Below are 13601 nucleotides of genomic sequence, written 5' to 3'. Positions count from 1 at the left end.
CGACCGTTCACGACAGGTCCGACGAGAAGGTACGACAACAACTACCCGTGGCAGCAGACCAGCCTGGTCGAGGACGGAGTAGGGGCGTGACCCGCAGCGTGTACATCACCGGCGTCGGACGCGGTGACGGCCGCGAGGTCGTCGACCTGGGAATGATGGAGCTGCTCACCCGCCACGTAGCGCGGGTGGGCGTGTACCGCCCCTTGACCCGTGAGGGCCCCGACCACTTGTTCGACCTGCTGCGCTCCCGCTACCGGCTCTCCCAGGTCCCGGCCACCGCCCATGGCATGAGCTACCCACACGGCGCATCGCTCCAGGCCGAACACGGCACCGACGAGCTGGTCTCCCGCCTGGTCGACCGCTTCCACGCCGTCGCCCGCGAGCACGAGGTCGTGCTCGTCCTCGGCTCCGACTACCACGACACCCGACTGCCCGCAGAGCTGACACTCAACGCCCGCCTCGCGAACGAGTTCGGCGCCTGCGTGCTCATCGTCGTGGGCGGCATGCGCCAGAGCGCCGATTCAGTCGTCACCGAGATGCACAACGCGCACCTCGCCTTCACCGCGCAGCACCGCGACGTCGTCGCCGTGATCGCCAACCGGGTCGCCCCCGACTGCGCCGCACAGGTCGCCGAGCGTCTCAAAGGGCGCCTGCCGGTGCCGGTCTACATCCTGCCCGAGGACGCCTCACTCGCCGCCCCCACCGTGGCCCAAGTGGTCCAGGCACTCAACGGCGAGGTACTTCTCGGCAACGACACCGGGCTCGCCCGCAGCGCACTCGACTACGTCTTCGGCGGCGCGACGCTGCCCACCCTGCTGCCCGCGCTGAGTCCCGGCTGCCTCGTGATCACCCCCGGCGACCGATCCGACCTCGTCGTCGGATCGCTGGCCGCACTCGGCCGGCGCCCCCGCGATCGCCGGAATACTGCTCACCCTGGGACAGCGACCGGGACCCGACATCATGACACTCGCCGACCGACTGGCACCCGGCACACCGGTGATTTCGGTGGCCAGCCGCTCCTTCCCGACGGCCACCGCGTTGTCCACCCCGGAAGGCAAGCTGACCGCGGCCACCCCCCCGCAAGGCAGAGGTCGCGCTCGGACTGTTCGAGACGCACGTCGACACCCGTGAACTCACTCGCCGCCTGTCCATGACCCGCAGCACCAGAGTCACGCCGATGATGTTCGAACACCAACTGACGAACGGGCCAGCTCGAGCCGCCGCCACATCGTGCTACCCGAAGGCACCGAGGAGCGCATCCTGCGCGCCGCCGGCGTGCTGCTGCGCCGTAACGTCTGCGATCTCATGCTCCTCGGTGAGGAGAGCGCAGTCCGCAAGCGGGCCGCCGACCTCGGCATCCACCTCGACCTCGAGGCCGGGGAACACGAAGAGGGCGCCATCTGCCGGATCGTCGATCCGCAGCACACGCCACCGCGCGAGTCCTTCGCACAGACCTACGCCAAGCTCCGCGCCCCCAAGGGCATCACCCTCGCGATGGCCCACGACCGGTCATCAAGACGGCGGCGGGCGTCTCGATCGTCTCCTCGGTCTTCTTCATCTGCCTGCCCGATCAGGTACTGGTATACGGCGACTGTGCGATCAACCCGGATCCGAACGCGGAACAGCTGGCCGACATCGCCATCCAGTCGGCACAGACCGCCGCGCAGTTCCACATCGAGCCGCGGGTGGCGATGCTGTCCTACTCCACCGGGACCTCCGGGGCGGGCGCGGACGTCGACTAAGGTGCGAGAAGCGACCGCGATCATCCGCGAACGCTGTCCCCGGCTGCCGGTCGAGGGCCCGATCCAGTACGACGCCGCGGTGGACCCCGGGGTAGCGGCCACCAAGTTGCCCGGCTCGAAGGTGGCGGGCCACGCCACCGTGCTCATATTCCCGGACCTCGATACGGGCAACAACACTTACAAAGCCGTCCAGCGCTCGGCAGGCGCGATCGCCATCGGACCGGTGCTGCAAGGACTGCGCAAGCCGGTCGACGACCTGTCACGCGGCGCCCTCGTCCAGGACATCGTCAACACCGTCGCCATCACCGCGATCCAGGCACAGGGGCGGAACCCAGAGCCCGGCCCGTCGACACGTTGAGGTCCGCGGCGCCGACGGGGGCGACCGAGCTGGAACTGAGGGACGGCCGCGCGGTCGCGGCCGTAGGTGAAGCGCGTGTGTGGCGCGGTGCAACGTCGCGAGGAGGACGGCACCCATGGATCCAAGCAGCGGTTACGCCGTGGCCTCGCCGGTCGACCAGTATCTGGGCTTCCGGTCCCTCGCGTGCGGCGACTACGGGTTCGACGAGGACGGCGCCGACGGCCACGACCGCCACAACAGTCTCATGCACCTGATTGCGGAGACGACAGGTCATCGCCCTGATGGCTGCTCGTACCTCACGGCGAGGGCGTCCGTGGTCGCCAACGCCGGGGAGCAGGTGTCGATGGTCGACGGCTCTCCGCTCCCCGGCCCTTCTCGCCGGGGATGACCCGTAGCCATGCGGAGGTCCGGTTCATCCCCCACGCTGGAACGAAGGGGGTGACGGAGGGAGTAATGGGATGCAGATCGTTGTGGACCTCACACGCTGCCAGGGCTATGCGCAGTGCGTGTTCCTCGCGCCGGAGGTGTTCCAGCTGCACGGGCAGGAGGGGCTCCTGTACACCCCGGCCGTTCCCGACGACCAGCTGGAGCGCGTGCGCCAGGCCGCGGCGGCGTGCCCGGTCCAGGCCATCCTCCTCGGCAAGGAGGTGAGCCCCGGTGGCCGCTGACCTTCGAGAAGGCCGGATCGTCATCGTCGGCGCGTCGCTGGCCGGGTTGCGGGCCGCCGAGGCGCTGCGCGAGGAGGGCTTCACCGGCTCACTGACCATGGTCGGGGACGAGCCCCATCCGCCCTACGACCGACCGCCGCTGTCCAAGCAGGTCCTGCTCGGCCAGGTCCCGGCGGACTCCACCGCTCTGCCGATGCGCCGGGACCCGGACGCCGACTGGCGGCTCGGAGTCCGTGCCACCGGCCTGGACCCTCTCAAAAAGCGAGTAGTGCTGGCCGACGGCGAGTCGCTGCCGTTCGACCGGCTGCTGATCGCCACCGGCACCCGGGCCAGGCCCTGGCCCAAGGCGGAGGAGGCCGCCCTGGACGGAGTGTTCACGCTGCGTACCCGCGAGGACGCCGCCGGGCTGGCCGAGCGGCTGGCCGCGGGGCCGCGGCGGGTGCTGGTGATCGGCGGGGGCTTCACCGGCTCGGAGATCGCCTCGGCCTGCCGGGAACGCGGTCTCGACGTCACGGTCACCGAACGCGGCCCCGCCCCCCTGGTGGGCGCGCTCGGCGGCACCTTGTCGAAGCTCGCGGCCGCCATGCAGCGCAACAACGGGGTGGACCTGCGCTGCGGGGTTACCGTCACCGCCCTGCGCGGCGACGGGAACGGCCGGTTCACCGGTGCGGACCTGTCCGACGGCAGCCGTGTGGAGGCGGACGTGTGCGTCGCGGCTCTGGGGGCGGTCCGCAACGTCGAATGGCTGGCGGACTCCGGACTGGCGGCAGGCCCGCGCGGGATCGCCTGCGACGCCGGGTGCCGGGCCTTCGACATGTACGGCATCGTCACCGACGACGTCTTCGTGGCCGGTGACGTCTCCCGCTTCCCCCACCCACTGTTCGGCTACCAGATGCTCTCCCTGGAACACTGGGGCAACGCGGTCGCGCAGGCCGAGGTGGCCGCCCACAACATGGTCAATCCCGGACCCCTGCGCCGCCCCCACCTCGCCCTCCCGACGTTCTGGTCGGCCCAGTTCGGGCTCAACATCAAGTCCGTGGGCGTGCCCACCTTCTCCGACCACGTGGTCATCGCCCAAGGCACGCTGGAGGAGCGTCGCCTGGCGATGGTCTACGGCTACCAGGGCCGGGTCACCGCCGCGGTCACCGTCGACATGGCCAAGTCACTCGACTACTACACGCACCTGATCGAGACCGCCGCCCCCTTCCCACCCGCGCCCGGCGCGTCCGACCGCCCGCTCGCGGCCGAGATCCCGCTCCCCTCCGACGTGCCCGATCCGAAGGCTCTCTCCCACGGCCCCACCGTCGCGCTCACCGGCCACCTGCCCGACCGCCGACTGACCGTGGTCCAGCCCACCTGACCCACATCCCGCCCAACCACGAGGAGCCCCGCCCCATGGCCGCCGCCGACACCCTCCTGGAACGGATCACCGACTACGCCAACCGCCCCAACCCCTACCCGCTCTACACGGAACTGCGCGAAGCCGGTCCCGTCGTGCGGCAGGCGGACGGCAGCTACCTGATCGGCACCTACCACGAGATCACCGCGCTCCTCCACGACCCACGCATCAGCGCCGATCCGCGCAACCTCACCGCCCCGTCCACGCAGCCATCCAAGGAGACACCGAAACCGCCGTTCCTACGGCTCGACGACCCCGAGCACCACAGGCTGCGCAGCCTGGCCATGCGACCGTTCGGCCCGCCGCACAGCCCCGGCCGCATCGACGCCATGCGCGGCCAGATCACCGAACTCACCGAGGAACTGCTCCAGAACCTCCAGGACCGCACCGCGATCGACATCGTCGACGACTTCGCCTACCCACTGCCCGTCACCGTCATCTGCCGGCTGCTCGGCGTCCCACAGGAGGACGAACCACGGTTCCGGCAATGGTCCGACGCGATCGTCGCCTCCGCCGACGTCAGACCCGACGAGGAGGCTTCCGCCGAGCGGGACCGGGCCGGCGAGCAGGCCCGGATCGAGATGGGCCAGTACCTGGTAAACCTCGCCGAACAACGCCGCGACCATCCCACCGGCGACATGCTCTCCGCCTACATCAACGAACCCGACCCGGCCATGCGGCTCACCCACGAGGAACTCGCGGAAACCGCCGTACTGCTCCTCATCGCCGGACACGAAACCACCGTCAACCTCATCACCAACGGAGTCCTCACCCTGCTACGCCACCCCGACCACCTGGACCGGCTGCGCCGCGAACCCGACCTGCTACCGGCCGCGGTGGAGGAGCTGCTGCGCTACGAGCCCCCGGTCCACATGCGCCAACGCATCCCCCTCGCCGACGTGGACATCGCCGGCACCACCCTCCCCAAGGGCACCTCCGTCGTACTCGCGCTGGCCTCCGGCAACCGCGACCCCAAGCGGTTCCACGATCCCGACCGGTTCGACCCCACCCGCCCGGACAACCAGCACCTCGGTTTCGGCAGCGGCATCCACCTGTGCTACGGCGCACCACTCGCCCGTATCGAAGCCCAGGCCGCACTCGGCGCACTGATCCCCCACCTCCCCAGCGCAACCCTCCTCCAGGACCCACCCCCCTACCGGCACGCCGCCATGCTCCGCGGACCCCGCCACCTCCCCATCCGACTCTGACCGACCACAACGCTGCCCGCGACCAGTTCTGGCGCCCGCGCAAAGGCCCCCAACACTGCGGGCACCGGAGAGAGTATTGACATCCAGGTCGCACGGTCCGCCCCTGGGTGTGTTGCCGCCAGACCGGGTCGTACTTGTAGCCGACCATCTCACGATCTTCTCGCCTGCCCGGCCCCGATCCAGCGGCAAGGCCGGGCATAGCTTGCCCGGCCCGATCTCACAGAACATTCGTCGAACGAAGTCAACTGCCAAAGCGACAGGGGATGGCGGGCCGCCATGCGCCCGCCGTGACTGCCGCCTGGTGCGCCGTAGGCCGGTCATGCTGCGGCATTGCCAGATCGCCTCGCGAATGTACCGGACTGCGGACCCACCGCTACCCTCGGGTGCCCGCCGCGAGCGCGGAGAATCCTGGGAAGCCGAGCTTCTCCAGCGTCGTGCTGCGGCAGACGCCGGGGATGACGACCGCCAGGTCGCCAAGCTGGCCGGATCGCGGTCGCCGACCCCTCCACCGCGCCTGGCGACTGAAGGACGCCCTACGAGCCGTCTTCGCCCTGGCCAAGCACCGCCCAAAGCCGATCAGGCCGCCAACCGGATCCGACGCGGCAGGGCCGGGGGCCGGCCGCCCGGGTTCGACAAGGACCGCTAAGTGCGCCTCGCCGTGCTCCGGATGCGCGCGGCTCGCGAACGCCCAGATCAGCTGCGCCGGGTCGGCGATGTCGAAGTCGTGCTCGACCAGCAGCAGTTTGGGTACGCCGAAGGCGAGCTTGCCGGCGCCGAACACCACCTCGCCGACCCGCTGCGCCATCTCCTTCGACCCCAGGCCCGAGTCCTCGTGCCCCGACGGCTTCAGTGCGACGACCCACCAGTGCGCCGCGGACTCCAGCACACCCCAGCACGCTGACACGGGAACCCCCGCCTCGCGCAGCACATGCACCATCTCCGCGGCGTGCGGAAGGCCCCAGCCCGTGTGGTCCTCCTCGACCGGCGCGCCGGCCACCGCCACCGGCAGGATCGCGTCGTTCCGGTGGGTGACCGCCGTGACGTGCAGGACCGGCTTGGGCGAGTGGCTGCCGCGGTCGGGGTACCCCGGGTACTCGCCCATCGGGCCCTCCTCGACCAGATCGGTCCGGGAGACGTACCCCTCGATGACGATCTCGGCGGTGGCCGGTACGAGCAGGTCCACCGTCTCGGCCTTCACCAGCTCCAGCGGCTCGCCGAAGTAGGCGCCGAGGAAGTGCGACTCGTCCTCGCCCTCCGGCAGCGGCATCCCGCCGACGTAGGGCAGCCCGGGTTCGACGCCGAGCGCGACCGCGACCGGCATGTCCTCGCCGCGTTCGGTCCACTGCGCTCGGATCATGCCCAGGTGCTGCGGCGGCGGGATCAGACAGGCCAGGCGGTTGCGGTCGACCAGCATCATCCGGTTGATCGACCAGTTGGTCCACGCCCCGTCGGGTGTCCTGGCGATGTTCATGCCGAAGGACTGGATGTAGCGGCCGCCGTCGCCGTCGTGGATCAGCGGGGTCGGGAACTTCAGGAGGTCGACGTCGTCGCCCTTCATGACGTTCTCCTTGCACGGCGCCGCGGCTCGGTCCACCTCCACCGGAGGGATCGGCTCGCGCCGCCGGGCGTCGGCGAGGGCGGTGACGATCTCGGCGCCCCCGGTGTCGGCGGGCAGGCCGAGAGCGAGCGCGATCCGGCTGTAGGTCAGGCCCGGCTGGGCCGACAGGCCGCCGGGCGCCGACAGCACCCGGAATCCCTCATCGATGTCGGTGATGGTGTTGAACAGTGGTGCCGGGGCCCGTAGTTCATAGGTACGGCGTGCCACCGCGCCGAGCTCCAGCCGCCAGTCGACTTCCTTGTCGATCGGCTGGATCTCGCCGATGGCATCCAGCGCGGCTATGAAGTCGCGCAGGCTTTTGAGATGTTCCACGACAGTCCTCCTCGCTCGGGAACTGACGGTAGGCACACCGGATATCGCGGCTCTAACGCCGAAACATCGCGGCCCGGAGCTGCCGTCCCAGACCGTTCCTTCAGCAGGGTGCGTGCCCATCGCTCGGCGAAGGTGTCCGAGTGCGGGCTCCGACACCTGATCTGGCTGGTCGGGTCGGGTGGGAGGGGGACACGGCCGTCCCCGTCACTCGGGCGGTACCGCGGCCGGTCTGGCACTGGGGTTGCGGCTGGCCGGACTGCGCACCCGGGTGCTGGGAGTCGTGGTCAACGACACCCTCCGCCTGGACACACCGACGCTCACCAAGTCGGCGCGGAAGTCACTGGCGCTGCTACGGGACCGGGGCGTCGGCCTGCCGGAAGCCGAGTCCAGCCCATCCGACGTGGTCACGGAGTACGGATGGCTCGGCACCGGCTACGCGCACCCCACCGCGCAGGGCGCGGCAGCGCTCGACCGGGCGAGGTCCGAGGCCGGTCGAGCGCTGGAGCAGACCTACACCGCCAAGGCCTTCGCAGCGTTCCTGGAGCTGGACGCGGCCGGTCGCTTCGGCGGGGAGCCCGTGGTCCTTCTCAACACCTTCGGCCCCAGGTAGCCGCCCGGCGGGGGCGCTCGCGACAGGCAGGACAGTCGCAGCCGTCGACGCTTCGGACCGGCGCGAGATCAACGCGCGGCAGTGGGATCCGTGTGCGCACGGTAGAGGTAGCGGCGGGGAATGCTCCCGGCCCGGGGTCGCCGGGCGGTGCACGCGTCGCACACGCACGTGGGGAGAGCCACATGACCAAGAGAACCGTGCGGACGCCTGCCGCGCCAGGCATCCTGATGGATCCACTCCGCAACCGGGGCGTGGCGTTCACGCAGGCGGAACGGGACGAGCTGGGCCTGACCGGGCGGTTGCCGTCCGGGGTGCTGCCGCTGGAGCAGCAGGCGCAGCGCGCTTACCAGCAGCTGCAGGCGCAGGGCAGTGACCTTGCCAAGAACGTGTACCTGGAACAACTGCACGACCGCAACGAGATCCTGTACTACAAGATGCTCACAGATCACCTGGTGGAGCTGTTGCCGATCGTGTACGACCCCACGGTCGGCGAGGCGATCGAGAAGTACTCCCACGAGTACCGCCGCCCGCGAGGCGTCTTCCTGTCCATCGACCGGGCGGACGACATCGAGAAGGCCTTCGCCACGCTCCAGCTCGGGCCCGATGACGTGGATCTGATCGTGTGCACCGATGCCGAGGAGATCCTGGGCATCGGCGACTGGGGCGTGGGCGGGATCCAGATCTCGGTGGGCAAACTGGCGGTCTACACCGCGGCGGCCGGCATCGACCCGAGCCGAGTCGTCCCCGTGTCACTGGACGTGGGCACGGACCGTGAGTCACTGCTGAACGACCCGCTGTACCTGGGCAATCGGCACCCCCGGGTCCGCGGCGCCGACTACGACGCGTTCATCGAGAAGTACCTGCGGATCGCGTCCTCGATGTTCCCGGGTGCGCTGCTGCACTTCGAGGACTTCGGCCCCGACAACGCCCGGCGGATCCTCGAGACCTACGGCGGCACCTACAGGATCTTCAACGACGACATGCAGGGCACCGGCGCCATCACCCTGGCTGCCGCGCTGTCGGCCGTCAAGGTCAGCGGCGTGCCGATGCGGGACCAGAAGCTTCTCGTGTTCGGCGCCGGCACCGCGGGAGTCGGCATCGCCGACCAGTTGCGCGACGCGATGATCCGCGACGGCGCGGATCCCGGGCAGGCCACCGCGCAGGTGTGGCTGATCGACAAGCAGGGACTGCTCACCCGGGACATGACCGACCTGCGGGACTTCCAGCGGCCCTACGCGCGTGACCCCGCGGACGTCGCGGACTGGGCCAGGGACGACGGGGCCGTCTCGCTGCTGGAAACCGTCCGGCGGACGGCGCCGACCATCCTGCTGGGGACCTCCACGGCGCACGGGGCGTTCACCCGCGAGGTCGTCGAGGCCATGACCGAGGGCACCGAGCGGCCGATCATCTTCCCGATCTCCAACCCCACCTCCCGCATCGAGGCCATGCCCGCCGACGTCATCGCCTGGTCCGGGGGGAAGGCGCTGGTGGCGACCGGCATCCCCGTCCCGCCCGTGGAGTTCGAGGGCGTGACCTACGAGATCGGGCAGGCCAACAATGCGCTGCTGTACCCGGGGCTGGGCCTGGGCACCATCGTCTCCGGGGCGTCCCGGGTGACCGCGGGCATGCTGCTCGCCGCCGCGCAGGCGGTCGCGGACCAGGTCGACCCGACCGGACCGGGGGCCTGTCTGCTGCCGCCGGTGGAGAACCTCCGGGCGTCCTCGGCGATCACCGCGACGGCCGTGGTCGAGGCCGCGCTCGACGAGGGCGTGGCCACCGCCAAGCCGGCCGACCCCGGCCAGGCTGTTCGGGAGGCCATGTGGGCGCCGGTCTACGGGAACGGAGTGACGTCATGACCGCGCAGCACTCCGGCGTCGACCGGGTCGCGGAGGACCAGGCCCCGAAGATCCTCGATCTCCCGATCGGCCTGGACGCGACCGGTACCCGGCGGGAGACCGACTCCATGGGCGCCATCGACGTCCCCGCCGACCGCTACTGGGGGGCGCAGACCCAGCGCTCCCTGATCCACTTCTCCATCGGGGACGACCGGATGCCCAAGGCCGTCTACCACGCCTACGGCCACGTCAAGAAGGCGGCCGCGATCGTCAACGGGCGTGCCGGGCGGCTACCGGCCTGGAAAGCCGACCTGATCGGGAAAGTGGCTGACGAGGTCATCGCGGGCGAGCTCGACGACCACTTCCCGCTCTACGTATGGCAGACCGGATCCGGCACGCAGTCCAACATGAACACCAACGAGGTGATCAGCAACCGGGCGATCCAACTGGTCGGCGGCGAACTGGGCAGCAAGTCCCCGATCCACCCCAACGACCATGTCAACATGGGGCAGTCGTCCAACGACACCTTCCCCACCGCCATGCACATCGCCGCGGTCAAGTCGGTCCACGAGCGCCTGCTGCCCAGTGTGCAGGCGCTGCGGCAGGCTATCGAGGTCAAGGCCGGGCAGTGGCACGACGTGGTGAAGATCGGCCGCACCCACCTGGAGGACGCGGTCCCGCTCACCGTCGGGCAGGAGTGGTCCGGCTACGCCCACCAGTTGAAGCAAGCCGTCGACCGGGTCACCGGGTCCGCCGAGGGCCTGTACGAGCTCGCCGCGGGCGGTACCGCGGTCGGCACCGGGCTGAACGCCCCGCCCGGATTCGCCGAGCAGGTCGCCGCTGAGATCGCCTCTGCGACCGGCTTCCCGTTCACCACCGCCGCCAACAAGTTCGCCGCCCAGGGCGGCCTGGACGCGATGGCCGGCGCCTCCGCCGGGCTGAGGGCCCTCGCCGTGCCGCTGATGAAGATCGCCAACGACATCCGGTGGCTGGCCTCCGGTCCACGCTGCGGCCTGGGGGAGTTGATCCTCCCGGCGAACGAGCCGGGCTCCTCGATCATGCCGGGCAAGGTCAACCCGACCCAGTGCGAGGCGATGGTCATGGTCTGCATCCAAGTGCTGTCCGAGGACACCGCCATCGCCTTCGCCGGATCCCAGGGCAACTTCGAGCTCAACGCCATGCGCCCGGTGATCATCAACAACTTCCTGCACGCGGCCACCATCCTCGCCGACGCGTGCGCCAAGCTGCGCGAGTACTGCATCGAGGGCACCCAGCTCAACCACGACCAGATCGACGGCTACGTCAACCGATCACTCATGCTGGTCACCGCTCTCTCTCCGGTCATCGGCTACGACAAGGCCTCCGCGATCGCGCACAAGGCCAACGACGAGGGAACCACCCTGCGCGAGGCCGCACTGGCCTCCGGCTACATCGGCGCCGAGGAATTCGACCGCATCGTCAATCCGGCCGGCATGGTCGGCTCGGCCGAGTGGCAGGGATGAACGGGGTCCATGTGCGCCACATCGTTCGGGCATCGGTGGGTGGATGGGCTGGGCGCTCGCGGGAAGCGCCGATCGGCATACCGGAGTTGTCCGCTTGCTCGAAGCATCCGGCACGGCCGGTGCGGACCGGCGGGCGAGGGCCTGCCGGTCCGCACCGGTGGGGTTCACCCCGCGGTCGGGGTGATCGTGTGGCCGCTGGCGGAAGGTGCGGGGGTCCGGCCGGTCGGGCGCCGGGAGAGGGCGTCGGAGGCCTTGGCCGTGGCGTAGAGCGATGCCGCGAGGGTGAGGGTGAGTGCGGCGCCGGCCGTGAGGACGCTGCCGGTCGTGACGGCCGGCGGGCTGCCGGCCTCGGAACGGGCGGAGCCGCTGAGGAAGGGGACGACGGCCAGGACGCCGACTCCGAGGGCGACCTCGCCCCAGACCACCGCGGGGAAGTGGCGCAGCGTCAGGTGAAGGAGTGAGGAGGTCGCGTCGCTGCGGCGGGCGCGGGCGATGCGGGGCATCAGCCAGAACTGGTTGACGCCGCCGGCGGCGACCATGCCAAGGACCAGCACGATCTTGATGAGGAGGAAGAGCCCGTAGGTGGTGGTCCACAGCTGCCCGACGCTGCCCACGTGCTTCCAGGTCATCCACAGGCCCGAGACCAGCACCGACCCCACGCAGACCAGCGCCACGAGGCTGAACCGCCGCCAGAGGTCCGCCCACAGCACACCGGCGTTCTCGCTCAGCAGGCGGCGGGCACCGGAGAGCAGGGCGAGCAGGGCCAGGCCACCGAGCCACACCGTGCCACCGATGATGTGGAGTTGATCGAACACCAGGTCAAGCACGCGGTCCGCGGCTGTGGGGGCGGTGGCCGGCACCGCCGCGATGAGGGTCACCCCGAGCGAGAGGGGGAGTCCGATGAGCGCGAGGGCGTCCGGGCGGCGCTGCGCACGCGGGCTGAACAGTGCGAGCAGGGCGGCGGACGCCAGCACGAGGACGATGTTCTGGATCAGGTAGAGCGTGCCCTGTGCCACCCAGGCCCCCGGCCCGGCGGGTGCGTGCAGGAAGTCCCATATCCGTCCCGGTGAAAGGGCTTCGCCGAACGGCATGCCCTTGCCGGCCCGGGCGACTCGGGCGGCGAGCTGGAAGTAGCCGGTGACCAGCAGCAGCGCCCCGGCCCAGGCCAGGCAGGCCGCCGCCCGCCGGCGTAGGGCCGTGACGTCACCGGTCTCGGTCCCCGGCGCGTGCAGTGCGGGGCGAACCGCGGCCACGTACGTCACGGTGGCCCCGATGGCTCCGCACAGGCCGACGAAATAGCCGGATTTGGTGAGTATTCGCCAGAGGGGAGGCATGGTGTAGCCGACCGACGACGCGGCCAGGTGCGCAAAACTCATGAAGGTAAGGCTAACCTAAACATCTGGTGGGTTGTCCACACCGCCGACGGGGGCGGTTCAGCCGTTGTCGATGCCTGACCGGGCGGCGGGCCGTCGGCGGGCGTTGCCGACGGGCGGTCCGTCACATCACGGCCGCCGCCCGGCTGCACCGGTCGGGCGACCGGGAACCCGCCACGAACGGCGGGTCGACCTAAGCCGGGGGCCGAGTCCGGTACCGGCTGCCTCCCCGCCTTGGTGCCTCAGGACGGATCGGTCAACTGGCCCGGCACACCCAGGAGGTGGACGCGGCGCCCTGCCGCGTCCACCTCTCCGGTGGCCTGGAAGCCCAGGCGCGCCGCGAGCCGGAGCGAGGCCAGGTTGTCCGCCCGGATCAGCGCGTAGGCGGGCAGTTCGGGGTGGTGCGGCCGGGTGTGGTCCAGGGCTGCGCGTGCCGCCTCCGCGGCGAGGCCCTGCCCCCAGGACGAGGGTCGGAAGCGGTAGTAGAGGTTGAGCGCGCGCACGTGGTCGGCCGGGCCCTCGTGGGCGTCGTCGACCGGTCGGTCGCCCCGGGCGATCCCAACGGTCGCGACCTTGAGTCCGGCGAACCCGATCACCTGCGTCGGCTCGGACGTCCGCACCACCGTGAAGTAGCCGACGCCGTCGCGGGACCAGTCCTCGATCCAGCGGCGCAGCCACCGCTCGCCCTGCTCGGACGAACGCATCGGTCCGTCCGGGTTGTGGCGGTTGGTCTCGGGATCGCCGTGGACGGCGAGCACCGCCGCCAGGTCGACCCGCTCCGGACGGAACAGCGACAGCCGCTCGGTCCGCAGAACCGGCTCCCGTGTGATCATGCGAGCGAGCCTACGGTGCAACGACCGCGCGCCGGGAGCCGGCCTCCTCGTCTGTTGAACGCGCGCCCGGCGTAGCGGAACCGGCCGCGTTCCGCCCCGTGGATCTCCCCGGAACGGGGCAGGGGCGCCGCCGCCCTCCAGGG

At 70.6% G+C, this 13601-nt stretch carries 10 protein-coding genes and 1 pseudogene; 8 read left to right on the top strand and 3 right to left on the bottom strand.

The annotated features are described in order from the left end of the window. Positions 1-86 precede the first annotated feature (86 nt). From ABD369_RS25885 to ABD369_RS25865, 5 genes and pseudogenes are all read left to right on the top strand, one after another. Positions 87-2100: pseudogene (locus ABD369_RS25885) on the top strand (phosphate acyltransferase). A gap of 115 nt (positions 2101-2215) precedes the next feature. Beyond that, positions 2216-2488, top strand: a complete 273-nt coding sequence (locus ABD369_RS25880; RefSeq protein WP_344638946.1) for a hypothetical protein — start codon at positions 2216-2218, stop codon at positions 2486-2488. A gap of 70 nt (positions 2489-2558) precedes the next feature. Next, positions 2559-2768 (top strand): ferredoxin, encoded by a 210-nt coding sequence (locus tag ABD369_RS25875; protein WP_344638945.1) that lies wholly within the window; start codon positions 2559-2561, stop codon positions 2766-2768. Next, positions 2758-4128, top strand: coding sequence for an NAD(P)/FAD-dependent oxidoreductase (locus ABD369_RS25870; RefSeq protein WP_344638944.1), 1371 nt, complete (start codon positions 2758-2760; stop codon positions 4126-4128). The genes ABD369_RS25875 and ABD369_RS25870 overlap by 11 nt, the downstream gene beginning before the upstream one ends. Before the next feature lie 35 nt (positions 4129-4163). Beyond that, positions 4164-5375: a cytochrome P450 gene (locus ABD369_RS25865; RefSeq protein WP_344638943.1), complete on the top strand. Its 1212-nt coding sequence runs from the start codon at positions 4164-4166 to the stop codon at positions 5373-5375. 373 nt (positions 5376-5748) lie between these two features. On the opposite strand, the gene ABD369_RS25860 is transcribed toward ABD369_RS25865, so the two are convergent. Beyond that, positions 5749-7305 (bottom strand): UbiD family decarboxylase, encoded by a 1557-nt coding sequence (locus tag ABD369_RS25860; protein WP_344638942.1) that lies wholly within the window; start codon positions 7303-7305, stop codon positions 5749-5751. Positions 7306-7483: 178 nt separating this feature from the next. On the opposite strand from ABD369_RS25860, the gene ABD369_RS25855 reads away from it, so the two are divergent. The 3 genes from ABD369_RS25855 (at position 7484) to fumC (ending at position 11252) form a co-directional block, all read left to right on the top strand. After that, positions 7484-7915, top strand: a complete 432-nt coding sequence (locus ABD369_RS25855) for a pyridoxal-phosphate dependent enzyme (protein WP_344638941.1) — start codon at positions 7484-7486, stop codon at positions 7913-7915. 182 nt (positions 7916-8097) lie between these two features. Continuing rightward, complete coding sequence (locus ABD369_RS25850) at positions 8098-9771, top strand: NAD-dependent malic enzyme (protein WP_344638940.1); 1674 nt, start codon at positions 8098-8100, stop codon at positions 9769-9771. Further along, positions 9768-11252 (top strand): class II fumarate hydratase, encoded by a 1485-nt coding sequence (gene fumC, locus ABD369_RS25845; protein ID WP_344638939.1) that lies wholly within the window; start codon positions 9768-9770, stop codon positions 11250-11252. Before ABD369_RS25850 ends, fumC begins: the two co-directional genes overlap by 4 nt. A gap of 164 nt (positions 11253-11416) precedes the next feature. On the opposite strand, the gene ABD369_RS25840 is transcribed toward fumC, so the two are convergent. Both ABD369_RS25840 and ABD369_RS25835 read right to left on the bottom strand, forming a co-directional pair. Continuing rightward, positions 11417-12628, bottom strand: a complete 1212-nt coding sequence (locus tag ABD369_RS25840) for a copper resistance D family protein (protein ID WP_344638938.1) — start codon at positions 12626-12628, stop codon at positions 11417-11419. A gap of 239 nt (positions 12629-12867) precedes the next feature. Continuing rightward, on the bottom strand, positions 12868-13458 hold the full coding sequence (locus tag ABD369_RS25835) for a GNAT family N-acetyltransferase (protein ID WP_344638937.1): 591 nt from the start codon (positions 13456-13458) through the stop codon (positions 12868-12870). Between the last annotated feature and the right edge of the window lie 143 nt (positions 13459-13601).

It is taken from the genome of Kitasatospora cystarginea, from assembly GCF_039533515.1.
Classification (GTDB): domain Bacteria; phylum Actinomycetota; class Actinomycetes; order Streptomycetales; family Streptomycetaceae; genus Kitasatospora; species Kitasatospora cystarginea.
Note: the sequence above shows the minus strand (reverse complement) of the source record. Positions and strands in the feature narration are given on the sequence as shown.

Excerpts from the sequence above, each read along its gene's own strand:
- ABD369_RS25840 (WP_344638938.1), bottom strand. The coding sequence starts at position 12,628 with ATGAGTTTTGCGCACCTGGCCGCGTCGTCGGTCGGCTACACCATGCCT.
- fumC (WP_344638939.1), top strand. The coding sequence starts at position 9,768 with ATGACCGCGCAGCACTCCGGCGTCGACCGGGTCGCGGAGGACCAGGCC.
- ABD369_RS25835 (WP_344638937.1), bottom strand. The coding sequence starts at position 13,458 with ATGATCACACGGGAGCCGGTTCTGCGGACCGAGCGGCTGTCGCTGTTC.
- ABD369_RS25850 (WP_344638940.1), top strand. The coding sequence starts at position 8,098 with ATGACCAAGAGAACCGTGCGGACGCCTGCCGCGCCAGGCATCCTGATG.
- ABD369_RS25875 (WP_344638945.1), top strand. The coding sequence starts at position 2,559 with ATGCAGATCGTTGTGGACCTCACACGCTGCCAGGGCTATGCGCAGTGC.
- ABD369_RS25865 (WP_344638943.1), top strand. The coding sequence starts at position 4,164 with ATGGCCGCCGCCGACACCCTCCTGGAACGGATCACCGACTACGCCAAC.
- ABD369_RS25880 (WP_344638946.1), top strand. The coding sequence starts at position 2,216 with ATGGATCCAAGCAGCGGTTACGCCGTGGCCTCGCCGGTCGACCAGTAT.